Origin of the sequence: Corynebacterium pseudokroppenstedtii, assembly GCF_019754945.1 — a bacterium.
In the GTDB taxonomy this organism is placed as follows: Bacteria; Actinomycetota; Actinomycetes; order Mycobacteriales; family Mycobacteriaceae; genus Corynebacterium; species Corynebacterium pseudokroppenstedtii.
This window is the reverse complement of the sequence record NZ_JAEUWU010000001.1, coordinates 248,238-264,772: the sequence shown is the minus strand read 5'-3', so window position 1 is coordinate 264,772 and position 16,535 is coordinate 248,238. Positions and strand designations below refer to the sequence as shown.

Below are 16,535 nucleotides of genomic sequence, written 5' to 3'. Positions count from 1 at the left end.
ATGCAGAATGATAGTATCAAAATATGGGAAAATTAAGCGACTTTGACAACGAACTCGACGACAATCACGCGACCTTCAACCCCGATAGTGGGATCAAAGTTCTTGATCGATCCTTACTTATCCTGCGCACAGCCACCGCCCGCCCCATGAATCTGAGCGAAATATGCTCCTCAACCGGGCTACCGCGCGCAACGGCACACCGATTACTTACCGCGCTACATGTTCACCGGTTGCTCGAACGCGATAAAGATGGCCGCTGGAGCGCAGGCCCAGGACTGTCTGAACTATCCCCCGCTAGCTCGGACCGAATTATCCAGGCCGGAATGACGGTCATGCGCAGCCTGATGGAAAAAACCAACGAATCCGTCCAGATTTACCGCCTCACGGGTAATGTCCGCACATGCATCGCGTCCATCGAACCAGCGAGCGGGCTGCAAAATACGGTCCCCGTCGGCGCACGCATGTCGCTGCTTCGCGGCTCAGCCGCGCGAGTGTTAATGGCCTGGGCGCAGGAGGAAATGATTCAATCCATTATTCCCGACGCCGCCTTTACTGAAGATGATCTTGCGGAGACACGCGCGACGGGCGTCGCAGAATCAATCGGTGAACGTGACCCGAGTTTAGCCAGCGTGTCGACGCCGATCCGCGCGAATCAGGGCGTCGTTGCGGCCTTGTCTATTTCAGGTCCTGTGGAACGCTTACGACCGTCGCCTCAACAACTGTATGGAAACCTTATCCGCGAGGCAGCTGAAAGGATTAACCAGTCATTGCAGTGAAATTTCTCAGGCTTATCAGGCCTGTCAGGCTTGGCCGCGAAGAGTCATCACAATAAGGACGATATTCAGCCCGATAATGAGCACTGAAATAATAACGCCTATCCATTTCAGCGCTTTGTCTCGGTACTCTCCCATGACTTTCCCGCCCGTCACGATTTGCAACGGGATGAGAGCAAACGGAATACCAAAACTCAAGACGACTTGTGAAATAACAAGTGCATAGGTGGCATCAATATTCAGTGCAATGATGAGGAGCGCCGGAATGAGCGTAATTGCGCGCCGTATCCACAGCTTCACTTGGAAATGAAGCATTCCCTTCATCACTTCGGAGCCCGCATATGCACCGACCGACGTCGAGGCGAGCCCGGAAAACAACAGTCCGATGGCAAAGATCACGCCTATTGCGGGTCCTAATGCGCTGCTCAGAGCTGCATGGGCACCTTCGATGGTGTCGGTCCCGTGTCGGCCACTTAAGGCGGATGCTGCCAGCAAGAGGAGCCCGATATTCACGAGCCCCGCGATTCCGAGCGCGATAATAATGTCGATGCGGGTCGCTTTTAATAAACGACGAATGACGTGGGGATCTTCATGGCCGGCACCATGCCGATGAATAACTAATGACGAATGTAAGTAAATAACGTGAGGCATCACCGTTGCTCCCAACATGGAGGCAGCGAGGATAACGCTATTGCTTCCTTCAAACCGGGGAACTAATCCGCCCGCAATCCCCCGGAGATTGGGTGGAGCAAGAAACAAACCTGCAAGGAAACCAAAGGTAATAATGACTAGCATCACTATGATGACCCGCTCGAATACCTTTTGAGCGGTCCCCTGCGTTAACAGCAGAGCCATCGAGACTGCCCCGACAATGATCCCGCCTGTCAGCGGGGATACCCCGAACAATAGATGCAGGGCGACGGCACCACCGATGATCTCTGCGAGGTCAGTAGCTGCGGCCACAATCTCCGCTTGTAGCCAGTATGCGATTCTCCACGGTCGGGAAAGTCGCTGGCCTAGCAGTTGGGGAAGACTCTTCCCCGTGACGATTCCGAGCTTGGCCGCCTGATACTGGATGATCATGGCCATCAGGTTCGCGGCCGCGAGCACCCACACCAACAGATACCCGTAGGTCGCCCCAGAGGAGATGTTCGCCGCAACGTTGCCGGGGTCCACGTAGGCGATAGCTGCAATGAAGGCTGGGCCCAGCAGACCGATAAGCCGCTTCGATGACGGAGATGCCGATGGCTGTGACATGGGGTCGGACGAACCTGAGGCTGGTGTGCCAGATGGTCGACGTCCGCTGTGATCACCGAGTGAATTCGTCGGCACAGCCTGCTCTGAATCTGACGTAACCTACTCCTTCCGTGAGAGTTTCAGCTTATCGGTTCGGCATTGCGTCGTCGTAATGTCACACTCTCCCGCGTGGCCTCACGTGCGTGATCTCACGCGGCACATGCCAATGTGTGGGGAACAACAGAGATGGTGATCTCGTCGTACTTAGACAAGCGCATAACCTCCCCATCCAGTTGGACGTGGGAGTCTTTTTCCAAGATGAAATGCCACCGTTTTTCTCGGTCGGTGTTGTGAAGGCCCAATGTGCTTGCGCGAAACAGGTAGCCGACAAGCATGGCGAGTGTCAGACTTTTGTGCTTAACGACGTCGAATTTCCCGTTGGTTAGCGAAGTGTGGTCACTAATTTTGATTACTTTGCTCATCCTGGGGACGTTGGCAAACACCAAGTTATCGAATTTTTCTTGGTGACCTTCGTGAATAATTTTCACAGGCTTCACCGAGAAGAGGTTCCTCATGACAATCCAGCCTTGATTCCACTTGGTCAGATGCGCCGCAGTGAGTTTTTCTCCGATATGAGGGGTTAGGCCGAACCCGATATATGAATGCGCATAACGCTCAAGATTATCTCTTCCAGTACTCACCAATTTAAGGACATCGATGTCCGTGTAATCACGGGTAATAATGCGGTGCGCCAGCGTCTTACCGTTACTCAATGCGTGATAATGATCATTTGCATTACCGCTCGGCAAGATAGCAGTGCGAATGTGATCATGCGGATGACGCATAACGCCATTGACTACTTCGTTATATGTCCCGTCCCCGCTGGAACAGACGATGACATGAATGTTCTCAGATTCTTTGGTGATCTGGTCGGCTATTTTCTCGGCATGACCCTGATATTGCGTAGGGACGACAGTGACCTCAAAAAGTCCCTCCAGCTGATCAGCCAAGCGTCGTGCGCGTGTTTCGCTGTCACCTGTCGAGTGGGGATTAAAGAGGATTGTTACTGGTGTCATATCTTTTCTGTCGTCGTCGTTTGGAGATTATTTCGGTCATTCATCCTGCCGGCATGAGGCTTCACCAATAGTAGATCCTCCCAAAGAGTGGGCGAGAACAACAACCCATAGGTAGGCTTAACAGAACTGTTGCCCCATGATCGAATAGGACTTTTCATGAGACAGAGTATGGCTGTCGCCATGGCATTTGTTGGCCTCCTGGTTGGTGCCGGGTTCGCCACTGGTAAAGAAATGCTCCAGTACTTCATCGCCTTCGGGTCAATCGGCCTCGTGGGCGTGGTGATCACTGGAACACTCATGGCTATTTTCGGGTGGGTTGTTCTGCAGGTCGGAAGCTATTTCCTTGCCGACGAACACGGGCATGTTTTTAAAAACATCGCCCACCCACGAGTATCACGAATTTTGGACCTCTGTGTCTCCGCAACCATGGTGACCATGGGCATGATGATGCTGGCTGGAGCAGGCTCCAGCGTGAAGCAAACCTTCGGTTTACCCGCATGGCTGGGTTCTGCTGGGTTAGCGATCATCGTGTATTTCGTCTGTTTCCTTGATGCCGAAAAGGTATCCAACATCATCGGTATTGTGACCCCGCTGATGATCGTTGCCGTCATCATTCTTTTCATATGGTCACTCGTTCACGTTCCTGAGGACTTCTCCTTTAGCGCAGCGAGCGAACTAGGTAAAAAAGAAGCCGCACCTGTATCACCGTGGTGGTGGTCAGCCATCAACTGTGCCGGCATGACCTTGATGTGTGCGATCGGAATGTCACTGGTCATCGGCGGTACCCACACCAAGCTTCGCGACGTTGGTATCGGTGGCCTTATTGGTGGCTCGATTATCGGAATCATGATGCTGATGGAGACGGTCACACTCTTCATCAACGTTAAAGATGCCGGCGGGAAAGATATTCCGATGGCGTCGGTTACCCATGCTATTAACCCTGCCGCCGGTATTATTCTTCAGATCATTATTCTGATCATGATTTTTAATACCGCGTTAGGCGATTTTTACGCGTTTTCACGGCGTATCGACGTTGCCCTCCCCACGCATCCGAAGATAAACCTCGCCGTTATTCTGACTGTGTGCTGGGCAATTAGTTTGTTCGGTTTCGGCCCGTTGATTCAGGTTGTTTTCCCCATTCTGGGATACTTGGGAACATTCGTTGGAATCGTGTTTATCGCATGGCGTATTCGCTGGAGCCGACTGATCCGCGGTGAAAAGGAACGTCGTAACCGAATTCGCCAGCTCACCCACCTGTACATCCATCCCAATATCGCTGTGGATAGCACGATGGAACTGAATCACGAGCTCGAGGGTTCCGACGCTAATAGCGAGAAGCTCTTCGCGACGGTTGCCCAAGAGGAGCGTCGGAAATTAGATCCCGATGCAACACTGCACAAAGAGGATCGCTAAAGCCACAGCTCTTCGACCATCGCGATGGCATCTTTGTCATGGCGGTGGCGTAGTCGAGCAACAATCCTGCGGCGGGGCGCATCAGGCGAAAGCCCGAGGTACTCCGCAACCAAACTTTCACACGCTTGATCAATCGTGTTTCCGGTCTCACCGCCGAGGTCATCGATCCGTTGAGCAATCTCGTCGTGGGAAATACCCATGTAATTGGCCAGATTGACCATGGTGATGGAGCGACTCTCTGGGCCCAGCCCTACCCCACCAGCATGAAGTGGATTGGGCGTGTCTCCCAGTTCTTCGCGTTCGGCAGAGACTTCATCCTCAAGGAGGAACGATGCGCGCGGTGCCGCCGGTTCAATGCGGAAATACGTGCCGTTCCCGAAGTCCATCCAAATACGTTCTCCCTCTGTGATTCCTTGCGCCAGGAGAAGCCGTCGGATCGATCCCGTTGTGGTGCCCGTTGCGTTCCAGGTGACGGATTGATCGCCGTCGTCGCTGGGGATATGCCGAGGTTGGCCCAAGCGCAACTTGAGTAGCAAAGCGATACCGGCGGGTACTCCGCTTCCGCTACCTCGCATGTGGTCATGGTTCACCGTGACGAGGTATTGCCACCGGCCTTTGCGCCAATAGAGCCCCCGAGAATCCTCGGGCTGTCGGTGGGGTTCTATATCGTCATTTCGTCGGCTAACAATTCCATCATCCAGACGGAATTCACCAGAACTGGCATACGAACGAATCGACGACGCTGATACACCGAACTTTGTTGTTCCTTCAGAGATGAGATCATCAAGATCAGCCGACTCATCACCAACACGGGAATCAATAAAATCACGGATGGAAATAAACTCCTCCAGCCCCCACTCCCGTAAAGCGATCTTGGTTTTACTAATCCGGATAATTGAGTCTTCAGAATAAGCAGCATTTGCCAAACTACGAGCCTGGCCAATGCCCCACATATGCGCGATCTCATCAAGGGAAAGAGGATGGCCGGCAATATCGAGGGCAGCTTGAATGCGGTTTACCGCGGTTGTCGGATTCGCCACCACGTGGTCGCCAATAACAGCGGCACCACACCCCTCGAGCCACTTGGTCAGGTCGTCCTCCGGAACATGGCTGATGCGCTGAATTTCTTTAAAAGAGACGACACCGTATTTGTCAGTCATATCGTCGAGTAACTCTGTCGTCTTCTTTTGGCATTCGCCGAAGCTAGGAAAACATACCCATCCTTGTTCGACAGAAAGACGATCGTCCAAAACATCGAGTATTTTCCACAAGGGCGCTTCCCAACCGTGCAAAGTTCGTTCAAGTTCCGGGTATTTCTGGGACAGGGCCTTCACTGTGCCGACGGGATACGCGTGATACCGCATTGCGGCGAGGAGGTTGGCGACGGGACCTCGCGATATGGATTCACTGATCGTCGAATCCAGTCCCGCCAAAATTTGACGAATACGCTCCCGGGTCACGCCGACCGCGTGGCCAATGCTCTCTAGTGTTTCCTCGTGGCCGTCCCCGTAGCGTCGGTACAATATTTCCTGCTCCCGATCAGAAAACTGCACGAATATGGTTTCCAACAGCCGGGCCGCGCGTTCCGCAGGTGGGATGCCGATGGCCCACGAATCAGAAGTCGTAACGGACGAGGCCAGAGCGTTGTCAATCGCTTCGTTGATGTACGCAGGCGCATCACCATAGCGGTCAACTACGCCGCGAAGGGATCCTTCCATGGCAGAGAGATAAGAGAGAATATCCAGCGCAGTGCATGATTCATCAGGCGTTTGGTCATCCTGTCCCTGCCTGACGAATGTTTCATGGTCGGGGGAAAACAGTAAAGGCGAGGCGTCACTGGAATCATCATCGGCATAAAAAGTTTCGCCCAGACGACTAGATGCATGACCGAGCTGGTCGACGTGAGTTTCGTCGGAAAGGTTATCGTTTTCGCTCATAGGGACCTTTCTCGCGCGTGGATGCATGTCAGTGCGCACTCACTGCCGGTCGATGCATGCCCACTACCTGCCAATACCATCAGAAACACCGGTTTCCTTACAGCCTAATCCCCCGACGTCTCTCGGGCAGGATAAGAATGGGCGATTATTTCGGAAAATCGCGCTCGACAAACGTCGGCAAGAAATAGATCAACGCCCTCTTCACACGTCCTTCGACACCGCAGCTCGAACCTCGGTGAAGCGTAATGGGTCGAAAAGGTCAACGGGATGATCCGTACGACCGTCGGTAGCAAGGTCCGCAAGAACCTCGCCGATGGCGGGAACAAATTTAAAACTGTGCCCCGAAAACCCGCACGCGATAATTATGTTCGGATCATTCCACTGGGGGTGCCGGCCAATCACAAAAGGTTCGTCAGGCGTGGTGGTGTACGTGCAGGCCCGACTATTCCGATGCTCCCCGCGGCCCAGAGCCGGCACAAAAGTCAGCAGACGCACCCGCATCTCATTGATCTCAGCATCGGTGATCTCCCGATCCAAGTGGTCCGGGTCAACCGTCCGGCCATTACGGAAAAACGCCACCTTCGCCCCTGCTTCTTCCCCATCCGCGGCCGGGAAACCGTAAATCTGAAGCTCGTCGGCGCGCTCGTGGATATACACCGGGCCCCGTTCATACTCTACGGACTCCTCCCCTGGGCTAAACCAGTGCATGACCTGGCGCTCCGCGCGCTGCGGGATGCCTGTTTCTTCAAACAGTCCAGGGGCCCACGCACCTGGGCAGATCACCGCTGTGCGGGCAGTAAAGACTTCCGGATCTCCGTACGTTTGCGCGCCCGGTTCCTCTTCCTTGCCGACGGCTTCAACGACGGTCACAGCCCAACCACCGCCCCTTGGTTCAATGCCCAAAACCTTGTGGCGATGGCGTAGCACCGCACCGCGTTCTTCCGCTCGGGCCAGCTGCAAGGCGACTGTTAACTCCGGGCGGACAAAACCGGCACGCTTTTCAAACACCGCCACCTCATCGTCCTTCACCGCAAAGTGGGGAAAACGAGCGCGAATGTCGTCGGCAAGAAGTAATTCGTGGTCAAGCCCATGCTCCACCGCAGAGATTCGTGATCTCTCAACCGTGGTGCAACCGGGAGACCCGCGTACAAACCTCCTGTGTAATGGACAAGCTGCTCCCACCCTCGCTGCTGGCTATCTTCTTCCAGCTCATCCCACAGCTCAAAGGCCCGCCGTAACAGTGGCACATAATCCGGATGCTCAAAATAGCTCATCCGAATGATCCTCGATCCACCATGGTAGGAACCATTGTCGTGACCGCGATGGAATTGCTCGAAGCCTAAGACCTTCTGCCCTCGTTCACTCAGCCGATCCGCGGCAGCAGACTCCATGGACCCCGAACCCACAACAATGACATCTGCGTCAAAACCGTCATCTTTATCAAACCCGTAATTGCTCATCATGCTCTTTATTCTCAGACACGAGCCATTTCCAATGGAATCGAAATCTTAAATTTCGTCAATAGTTTTAGCAAAAAGACAAGACAGAAACTCAAAGATCACTAACCTGAAATAAATCAGTAACTAAGGCTACTTAGATTTCAATTACCGGTTGGTTCGCTTCCGCGCCGGTGCCCCGCATACCGCGCCCTCCCGCGGAGCAAGAAAGGAGCGGAAAACACATGAATGCTCCACCAATAACGACAGATTCCTCAGATTTCGTCGTAACGACAACCGGCCCCCATGACCTGAGCTCCGTAGAAGAAACCGCGCCAGAAGGAGAAAACACAATCGTCGACCTAGCAGGTGCGGAGGAACATTCCCGTACGAACATTCGTCGCTCTGTCACCTCGAGCTTCATCGGTAACTTTATCGAGTGGTTCGACTACGCCATGTACGGCTACCTCGCCGTCGTCATCGCCTCGGTTTTCTTCCCCGAATCGGACTCCAATGTAGGGCTAGTTCTCACTTTTGGCCTCTTCGCCATCAGCTTCCTCATCCGGCCCATCGGTGCGATTTTCTGGGGACACATCGGTGATCGCCTCGGGCGCAAAACAACGTTGTCGCGGTCCATCCTGCTGATGTCCGGCGCCACCATGTGCATCGCTTTCCTTCCCGGTTACGACCACATCGGTATTCTTGCCCCACTTCTTCTCCTGGCGCTTCGCCTCGTTCAGGGGTTCTCCGCCGCCGGAGAGTATGCCGGTGCAGGAACAATGCTTACCGAGATCGCACCATCCGGTCGTCGCGGGCTCTACGCCGCCATCGTTCCGGCGTCCACTGCTTCGGGATTGCTCCTCAGTTCCTTACTCGCCGCGCTACTTAATGGAACTCTCTCCGACGGCAACCTCCACTCGTAGGGCTGGCGGATCCCTTTCCTCCTCGCCGCTCCTCTCGGGATCATCGGGCTGTGGATCCGTCGTCACATGGATGAGACCAATGAATTCCAGTGCGCACAGGAATCGGAGGAAGTTGCCGTCGGCACTGATGAAGCCCAAAAATCTCCCCTGGCCATGGTGTGGAAAGAACCCAAGGCTCTCGGTATCGCTCTTGCAGCATCCTTGCTGAATGCCATTGGGTTTTATGTCATCCTGTCGTACTTACCGACGTACCTCAGCGAGGAATTGGGGCAGAATCACACGGATTCCTTCATTGCCACGTCCATCACCCTGTTTGCCTACATCTTCAGCGTTCTCTTCACCGGCTGGCTATCCGACCGAGTAGGCCGCAAGAGGATTATGCTCACCGCGTCCATTGCCTTTGTCCTCACCATTGTTCCGGCATTCATGCTCCTCGACGGGGCGGGATTGTTCCTCGTCATTGTGATCCAGTTGTGCATGGGAATGGCCCTCGCTCTCAACGACGGTGTTCTGCCGTCGTTCCTTTCCGAGCAATTCAGCACCAAGGTTCGGCTGAGCGGTTTCGCCCTGACCTTCAACGCCGCCAATGCGGTTTTCGGTGGAAGCGCAGCGATGGTTGCCACGCTGCTAATCGGCTGGACCGGATCAGATCTCGCGCCCGGCTTTTACCTCATGGCGGCCGCCGTCGTCACATTCTTTGCGGTACTCGCAGCACGCGAAACTAGTAAACACGAATTAAAGAGAGGATAGGTTTCCATGCCATCTTTGCCCACCGGGGTCGTCCCCACTATTGATTCCACGGATTTTCTTAACGAGCGTCTGCGCACTTTTTACAACGGTGAGAAGCAGCCTTTGACCTTCAGTGAGGAGGAAATGCAGCGTCGCCTTGATGCTTTGCGTGGCGTCATGGTCGAGCAAGATCTTGATGCCGTGGTGCTGACCTCCCAACACAACATCAAGTATTATTCGGATTTCCTTTACACCCATTTCGGACGTTTCTACGCCGTCGTGGTGACCGCCGACGACTGCTGCACCATCAGTGCCGGTATCGATGCAGGTATGCCCTGGCGACGTTCGACGGGCGATAACTTGATTTACACCGATTGGGGCCGCAACAACTATCCCCACGCGATCAATACCGCTATTCGCGATTGGGTAACATCACGACGAGTTGGCTTGGAGTTCGACGGCCTTTCCGTTCATCTTTATAGCGCCATTACGACGACCATTGGGCCTGAAGTTGAATTCGTCGACATTGCTCCGTCGACAATGAGATTGCGCATGATCAAGTCCGAGGAAGAAATCACCGTTATTACCGACGGTGCCAACGTGGCGGATATTGGGGGCTTCGCCATCCGCGAGGCTCTCGAGGCCGGGCCTAAGACGGAATACGAGCTGGCGCTCATTGGCACCGAGGCCATGGTGAAAGAGATCGCTCATCGCTATCCCGGCAGCGAGATCCGCGACACGTGGGTGTGGTTCCAATCCGGCATTAATACCGACGGTGCCCACAACTGGCCGACGACCCGAATGGTTCAGCCGGGCGACATTTTGAGTTTGAACTGTTTCCCGATGATCAGCGGGTACTACACAGCCCTAGAAAGAACGCTATTTTATGGGGACATTGACGACGCTACCCGGCGCTATTGGGACGTCAATATGGAGGTGTACTACCGGGGTCTGGAGCTGATCCGACCAGGTGCGGTGTGTGGGGATATCGCCAAGGAGTTGAACCTTATTTACGCCAAGCACGGGATGCTGGGGCTGCGAACCTTCGGCTACGGGCATTCGTTCGGCGTGTTATCGCACTACTACGGACGGGAAGCCGGGCTGGAGCTCCGCGAAGATATCGATACTGTCCTAGAGCCGAACATGGTGGTGTCCATGGAACCCATGATTACCGTTCCTGATGGTAAGCCGGGTGCCGGCGGATACCGTGAGCACGACATTCTCGTGATTACCGACGACGGTGCCCGTGATATCACCGGTTTCCCGGCCGGTCCTGAAAAGAACGTGATTGCTGCTAAGTAATTATTCCGCGGGTGATTGTGGTGGGTGTAGGGTCGGCTAGCCGTTGTCGCCGATAACCAAGTCCACCATTTCGTAATTATCGAGTAAAGCTTCTTCTTCGTACGTGAGATCATCGACGCGTGCAGGTTTAATCGCCGATAGCCCAGGTCAATTGTTCATACCGGCGAAGTAAACGGTCTTCGTCATATTCGATAGCCGAGGCGCCACGGAGCCTACGAAGAATGTCAACAGAACAAGGCATTTGTTTTTCCACTTTGTCTCGTTCTGCTCGCAGTTCTTCAACGGTCTGAGGCTTAAAAAGTGGTGAGGGCATTGCGATCGCCTCCCCCCCTTTTAACTAGTCTCCCCCCTGGTGAGTTTTTGTGGTGTCGAGCCTAGTCGATCAACAGGGCATACACGGTAAAATGCCCAGTAGCCTAGAGCACTACCAGGGAATCCGGTCACGAACTTCAGCTCGAATTACACACCCGACCATTGCAGGATGCAGAAAATATATTCTTCGTGGCGCTCGCAGGTTACAACGCTTTGTATTCTATGCGAGAGTTGAAAAATCCTTTTAAGTCACATCTTTCACAAAGAACGATACAACTGACTGAACTATAAAAGTTGCTATTAGTGCGATGTTCAGTATGGATATTGCCGGGTCGTAATTATGCCCACCAGAATGCGCGATGGATATGAAACAGAGTACCCATATGCAGATCAGAAGCATTGAAGATAGTGAAAAGACCAATAACTTAATGCGGTGATTTAAGCCGGAACCCAAAAACATGGAGCAAGCTACAAGCCACGCCAAAGAAGATAAGATTCTGGCTCAGTGATCAGAGTCCCGGACGTCAGCTATCGATATAACCATCGAGATCACTACCAGCAGTACTACCACTAGAAATCTCCAGCTTAGAAGAATCTTCATGGGGTTCCCTTTAGCATTCATAACACTTCCTGATAGCCGGGAATATGAAATTCGGTGTCCCTGCTGCGTCAATTGAACTGTTCACAACACTTCTTTGGTGCCCCAGCAGCCCCGACTCCGTCACATCTTCTCAAGGAGCCACACCATCACAACCTACTGAGCCCCGGTAGCATCGGGGCATCGTGGAGTGGCTGGTGCCTGGTACCGTCACCACCCTAAAAATGACTAACTGCTAGAGAGAAGAAGCCGAGTATATGATCGTGACCACCACAAATACCATCGAGGGGAAGCAGATCGGTCAGTACCTGCGCATCGTGGCAGGTGAGACCGTCGCGGGCATTAACGCGTTCAAGGACATCAGCGCAGGGTTCCGCAACCTCGTCGGCGGTCGCTCCAACAGCTACGAGGGCGAGATCCGCAAGGCACGCGAAGACGCACTCGCAGAGATGGTCGACCGCGCGGTCGAACTCGGCGCAGAGGGCGTCGTCGGAGTGGACATCGACTACGAGGCCGTCGGCCAGAACATGATCATGGTCACTGCGTCCGGCACCGCCGTGACATTTCAGTAGACGGCCCAGCTAAACAATCTGGATAGCGCACGGCGTGCCACGGAACTAGGTGTAGGCCTGCAAGAGCGCACGGTGGAGTTTTCGCAGGATCAGGGAACGCTCCTGCAGCCCCGATAATTTTGACATACAGAAAACTTTTGACAGACCCCACCAACCACACTAACTTCTCTCTCGGACGCACTGTGGTCCTCCACTTCCGAGGCTCGTGCGTACACCGCACGAGCTTTCGTGTATCCAAGGATCCCGCACATCGGTTATTCCGACGAGTTCGGCCACAGCGGGCCTACTAATCTCGCCAGAACCAACACCTCAAAGCCCGCCCATTCTCCGGGCAATTCCGACGCCTCAAAGAAACCGGGTTGAATGCGCACAATCATCAATCACCTGCTAAACCCCTGGACAGACTCGATGCCAAGATCGTCTTCTACAGCCAAGAAGAACCCCGAGGCACGAATGAACTGCTCCCCGTTAGTTGGGCTGCGAAATCAGACACCGACTAGTGGGGAGCAATTCACGCTCAAGGGCTAAGTAAGTTTTTAAAAACTTTCGGGTTGAAGAAACCTTCGGGGGCCTCCTAGAGCTCGCCGATGTTCATAAGCTGAGTAGACTCTCGATCCTTACGAGTTCGTCGTAGAGGCGTCGTTCGGGGTCGGGTAGTATCCTCATGACGGCAAGGTCTCGGAGATCTTGTTGTTTCAGCGGGGCACCTTCCCGCATGATGCCGGCATATTTAAAGCTGTTGTATATCGCTTTGCGCCGCTTGTGGAGCTCCTCAGTGGTTCTCCGGTTGATTGTGATGCTCATGGCTGTCTCCGTTTAGCTGTAGTGTGCCATATACAGTATCGGGGAATAGATACATTTTCTTGGCGGAGCATCGTTTTGTTCGATCATCAGGAAACGCCTCGGGATTATGGTACAGGCGGGGGCGTCCCGCCTCTGTGCGAGTCCGCACCGCCTTTTGCTACTTATCCCGTATAACCCCCGAAACGTCCGACTTCACATATGCAAACTCCCCCTGACCTGCGGTAACAGGTGAGGGGGAGTTGTACCCTGTACGGGATTTGAACCCGTGCCGCCGCCGTGAGAGGGCGGTGTCCTAGGCCGCTAGACGAACAGGGCGTAAGAAGCCAAAAAGCTTCCTGCTGGCCTACCAGGACTCGAACCTAGAATGGCGGTACCAGAAACCGCTGTGTTGCCAATTACACCATAGGCCAATAAGCACAAAGCACCGCCAGGCCCGGCTGCGCTGTGCAACGGGGAATAATATAACCATAGGGCCTCATGTGGGGCAAATCCTCAGGTCAACGCTATTCCCAACGCAACACAGCACCCGCTCAGAGCCAACAAGTGCCAGCAGCTGCAATACTCACTACAGCAGAAATCACTGTTGGGCTGACCATGGAGTGACGGCCCGCGCATCCTTCAGGCGCTTCATCGTCGTCTCCTTCCCCAGCAGCTCCAGGGACTCGAACAACGGCGGCGATACCGCAGCGCCCGACGTCGCCACCCGAATCGCACCAAACGCCTTCCGAGGCTTCAGACCAAGCCTGTCGATCAACGCACCATGCAGGGCAGCTTCGATGCGCTCCGTTGCAAAGGAGGATTCATCGATGGCATCCAACTCCTCCATTGCCACATCAAGAGCCTGCACAGCGTCCTCTTTGAGGTTCTTCCTGCCAGACTTCTCGTCGATCTCGAAGTCCTCATCCGACACCACAAGGAACTTCAGGAGATCCCACGCATCTCCCAACGTCTTGATGCGCGTTTGGACGAGTTCCGCAGCGACAGCGAATTTATCGTCCGGATAATCCGCGGGGAAACCCTTGTACTCTTCCAAGTACGCCCGCAAACGCTGAGCAAAATCATCTTTGTCGAGCATACGGATATGCTCAGCGTTGATAGCGATCAGCTTTTTCTCATCAAACCGCGCGGGATTGCCCAACACATCGGCAACGTCAAAGTTCTTGACTAATTCATCCCGGCCGAAAATATCCTGATCGGCGGACAAAGACCATCCCAAGAGAGACAGATAGTTCACCATTCCTTCAGGAATGATGCCCGCATCCCGATGGTTAAAGAGATTCGACTCCGGGTCCCGCTTCGACAGCTTCTTATTGCCCTGCCCCATCACGAACGGCAAGTGGGCAAACTGCGGAGTCTGCTTCGCAATCCCCAACTTCTTCAGAGCCTCGTACAAAGCCAACTGGCGAGGCGTCGATGCCAAAATATCCTCACCGCGCAGCACGTGAGTGACACCCATCATGGCGTCGTCAACCGGGTTGACCAGCGGATACAGAGGAGATCCATCAGACCGGGCAACAACATAGTCCGGCTGAGTTTCAGGCTGGAATGTCACATGGCCACGGACCAGGTCATCCCATTCCCACACCTGCTCCGGCATGCGGAAACGCCATACCGGTTTGCGGCCCTCTTTTTCATATTCCGCAATTTGTTCATCAGTTAAATTGCGATCGTAATTGTCATAACCCAATTGAGGATCACGGCCCGCCGCCTTGTGGCGCGCTCTCACTTCATCCGCCGTCGAATAAGCGGGATAAACAAAGCCGGCCTCAATGAGTTTATTTAAAACATCGGCATAAATATCTAACCGCTGAGACTGTCGGTAAGGACCATTCGGCCCGCCGACCTCACCGATTCCTTCATCCCAGTCAATGCCCAACCATCGAAGTGAATCAATAATCGCAGCATAGGATTCCTCAGAATCGCGTTTAGCATCGGTATCTTCAATACGAAAGATCATCTTTCCGCCGGTATGCCGGGCATACGCCCAGTTAAACAAAGCAGTACGCACCATTCCCACATGGGGAGTACCCGTCGGCGATGGACTAAATCGGACAACAACGTCACTCATGCCCATCAAGCGTAGTGGACACGGGATTTCTCACCACCCCCGCCCTTGTCGCACACGATCAATGCAGCGGCGCCGACCGAGCACCGCGCGATCACGACCGACCTTCATTATCGACGACGAATCCGCCGGAAAAGCTTGCCACCTCGGGCGAACGAACGTACTGTTTCAGCGTGGCTTCAGCATCCGACAATAGCTCCGCACCCCGACCCCGAAACGCCCCTGACTTCCTCCTTTCACGTGTTGACGGCTCATTGCGCACGCAAGGTTCGGATGCCACTTTCACCACTCTTAGCGACGCTCAAAGCGCCTTAGACAACGGAAAGGCCTCCTATATCGTCGGTGCGCTGCCCTTCGATCCGTCACGCCCGGTTGCGCTCACGAGCCCCCGATCGGTGTGGCGATACACTGGTCCGCTGGAGCCGCCCGCCTTCTACAGGGGCAAAGGCGCCCACGCGCACATCGTCGCTGAGAACCCCAGCCTCGACGAGCACGCGGAGATTATCAATGCCGTCACGCGAACGATCTCGCGGACCAGCGTCGATAAGGTCGTTATTGCCCGCAATGTTGATCTGTTCTTCGATGACCCCATTGACCCCCGGCTGCTGGCCACGCGGTTGATCGACCACGCTCCGAACCTGGACGGTTTTCTTGCGGACCTCTCCCCGGCCGGGTCCGAATACGCGGGCCATTGGCTTGTTGGTTCCTCGCCCGAAATGCTGATCCGGCGCCAGGGCCCTGTTGTGTCGGCGTATCCCCTGGCTGGCTCGCTACCGCGGAGCAACGACCCTCAGGAAGACGGACAGCGTGGCCAGCAGTTGCTTCACAGCACGAAGAACCTGGATGAGCACCACTATGTTGTCGATCATTACCGACGTGTGTTCAGCCAGCTCTGCCACACAGTTGATATTCCGAGTTCGCCGGAGCTCATGCAGACCGCCGAAATGTGGCACTTAGCGACGCCGATCCGCGCGACTATTAACGACGACGGGCCCAGCGCTCTCCAGCTTGCCGAGGCCCTCTACCCCACTCCCGCCCTTGCTGGCGTTCCCACCGACGCCGCCATGGAAATTATCCGCACCGCCGAAGGAGACCGCCGATTTTACGGTGGGGCTGTCGGATGGTGTCACGCCAACGGCGACGGAGAGTTCATGGTCAGCATTCGGTGCGCTGAGCTGGAGAAAGACCTCCAGCACGCGCGAGCCTGGGCCGGTGGCGGAATCGTCGAACAATCCAACTCCGCTGAGGAAGTTGAGGAAACATGCGGGAAAATGAAAACAATGCTTCTCGCAATGGGAGCCTCGGAAATCCGCCACAATTAGGGTCGCAGCCGGAAAACCTGCGACCGGAAAGATTGAG

15 protein-coding genes and 2 tRNA genes are annotated in these 16,535 nt (G+C 54.5%); 7 read left to right on the top strand and 10 right to left on the bottom strand.

Annotated features, from left to right (window positions below; all coding sequences use genetic code 11):
- Window positions 1-23: 23 nt before the first annotated feature.
- Entirely contained in the window at window positions 24-776 is a 753-nt protein-coding gene (locus JMN36_RS01120) for an IclR family transcriptional regulator (protein WP_204087140.1), read from the top strand.
- A 24-nt stretch (window positions 777-800) separates the two neighbouring features.
- Here JMN36_RS01120 and JMN36_RS01115 read toward each other — a convergent pair whose 3' ends face one another.
- On the bottom strand, window positions 801-2,030 hold the full coding sequence (locus JMN36_RS01115; protein ID WP_204088733.1) for an Nramp family divalent metal transporter: 1,230 nt from the start codon (window positions 2,028-2,030) through the stop codon (window positions 801-803).
- A gap of 188 nt (window positions 2,031-2,218) precedes the next feature.
- Entirely contained in the window at window positions 2,219-3,085 is an 867-nt protein-coding gene (locus JMN36_RS01110; protein ID WP_204087141.1) for a diacylglycerol/lipid kinase family protein, read from the bottom strand.
- A 156-nt stretch (window positions 3,086-3,241) separates the two neighbouring features.
- On the opposite strand from JMN36_RS01110, the gene JMN36_RS01105 reads away from it, so the two are divergent.
- Window positions 3,242-4,498 carry a YkvI family membrane protein gene (locus tag JMN36_RS01105; RefSeq protein ID WP_221923691.1) on the top strand — a complete coding sequence of 419 codons (1,257 nt, stop codon included), beginning with the start codon at window positions 3,242-3,244 and terminating at the stop codon, window positions 4,496-4,498.
- Here JMN36_RS01105 and JMN36_RS01100 read toward each other — a convergent pair.
- The 3 genes from JMN36_RS01100 to JMN36_RS10960 all read right to left on the bottom strand — a co-directional run bounded on the left by JMN36_RS01100 (window position 4,495) and on the right by JMN36_RS10960 (window position 7,898).
- Entirely contained in the window at window positions 4,495-6,435 is a 1,941-nt protein-coding gene (locus tag JMN36_RS01100) for a sigma factor-like helix-turn-helix DNA-binding protein (RefSeq protein ID WP_221923690.1), read from the bottom strand. The genes JMN36_RS01105 and JMN36_RS01100 overlap by 4 nt on opposite strands.
- Window positions 6,436-6,636: 201 nt before the next feature.
- Window positions 6,637-7,533, bottom strand: coding sequence for an FAD-dependent oxidoreductase (locus JMN36_RS01095; protein ID WP_328145440.1), 897 nt, complete (start codon window positions 7,531-7,533; stop codon window positions 6,637-6,639).
- Window positions 7,461-7,898 (bottom strand): FAD-dependent oxidoreductase, encoded by a 438-nt coding sequence (locus JMN36_RS10960; RefSeq protein WP_306421618.1) that lies wholly within the window; start codon window positions 7,896-7,898, stop codon window positions 7,461-7,463. Before JMN36_RS10960 ends, JMN36_RS01095 begins: the two co-directional genes overlap by 73 nt.
- A 218-nt stretch (window positions 7,899-8,116) precedes the next feature.
- On the opposite strand from JMN36_RS10960, the gene JMN36_RS10635 reads away from it, so the two are divergent.
- The 3 genes from JMN36_RS10635 to JMN36_RS01085 are packed head-to-tail and all read left to right on the top strand — an operon-like array spanning window position 8,117 to window position 10,825.
- Window positions 8,117-8,794 (top strand): MFS transporter, encoded by a 678-nt coding sequence (locus tag JMN36_RS10635; RefSeq protein ID WP_236881808.1) that lies wholly within the window; start codon window positions 8,117-8,119, stop codon window positions 8,792-8,794.
- A 9-nt stretch (window positions 8,795-8,803) separates the two neighbouring features.
- Window positions 8,804-9,544 carry an MFS transporter gene (locus tag JMN36_RS10630; protein WP_479684156.1) on the top strand — a complete coding sequence of 247 codons (741 nt, stop codon included), beginning with the start codon at window positions 8,804-8,806 and terminating at the stop codon, window positions 9,542-9,544.
- A gap of 6 nt (window positions 9,545-9,550) precedes the next feature.
- Window positions 9,551-10,825 carry an aminopeptidase P family protein gene (locus tag JMN36_RS01085; protein ID WP_221923689.1) on the top strand — a complete coding sequence of 425 codons (1,275 nt, stop codon included), beginning with the start codon at window positions 9,551-9,553 and terminating at the stop codon, window positions 10,823-10,825.
- 127 nt (window positions 10,826-10,952) lie between these two features.
- Here JMN36_RS01085 and JMN36_RS01080 read toward each other — a convergent pair whose 3' ends face one another.
- On the bottom strand, window positions 10,953-11,138 hold the full coding sequence (locus JMN36_RS01080; protein ID WP_204087143.1) for a hypothetical protein: 186 nt from the start codon (window positions 11,136-11,138) through the stop codon (window positions 10,953-10,955).
- An 854-nt stretch (window positions 11,139-11,992) separates the two neighbouring features.
- On the opposite strand from JMN36_RS01080, the gene JMN36_RS01075 reads away from it, so the two are divergent.
- A complete protein-coding gene (locus JMN36_RS01075; protein WP_204087144.1) occupies window positions 11,993-12,307 on the top strand; it encodes a YbjQ family protein in 315 nt (104 codons plus the stop codon).
- A 591-nt stretch (window positions 12,308-12,898) separates the two neighbouring features.
- Here the strand turns inward: JMN36_RS01075 and JMN36_RS01070 are convergent.
- The 4 genes from JMN36_RS01070 to gltX form a co-directional block, all read right to left on the bottom strand.
- Window positions 12,899-13,111 (bottom strand): hypothetical protein, encoded by a 213-nt coding sequence (locus tag JMN36_RS01070; protein ID WP_221923688.1) that lies wholly within the window; start codon window positions 13,109-13,111, stop codon window positions 12,899-12,901.
- A 242-nt stretch (window positions 13,112-13,353) separates the two neighbouring features.
- Window positions 13,354-13,426 (bottom strand) — tRNA-Glu (locus JMN36_RS01065).
- A 23-nt stretch (window positions 13,427-13,449) separates the two neighbouring features.
- A tRNA-Gln gene (locus JMN36_RS01060) sits at window positions 13,450-13,521 on the bottom strand.
- 167 nt (window positions 13,522-13,688) lie between these two features.
- Window positions 13,689-15,179: a glutamate--tRNA ligase gene (gltX, locus tag JMN36_RS01055; RefSeq protein ID WP_204087146.1), complete on the bottom strand. Its 1,491-nt coding sequence runs from the start codon at window positions 15,177-15,179 to the stop codon at window positions 13,689-13,691.
- Window positions 15,180-15,349: 170 nt separating this feature from the next.
- Between gltX and JMN36_RS01050 the strand changes: the two genes are divergently transcribed.
- Entirely contained in the window at window positions 15,350-16,498 is a 1,149-nt protein-coding gene (locus tag JMN36_RS01050) for an isochorismate synthase (RefSeq protein WP_221923687.1), read from the top strand.
- Window positions 16,499-16,535 lie beyond the last annotated feature (37 nt).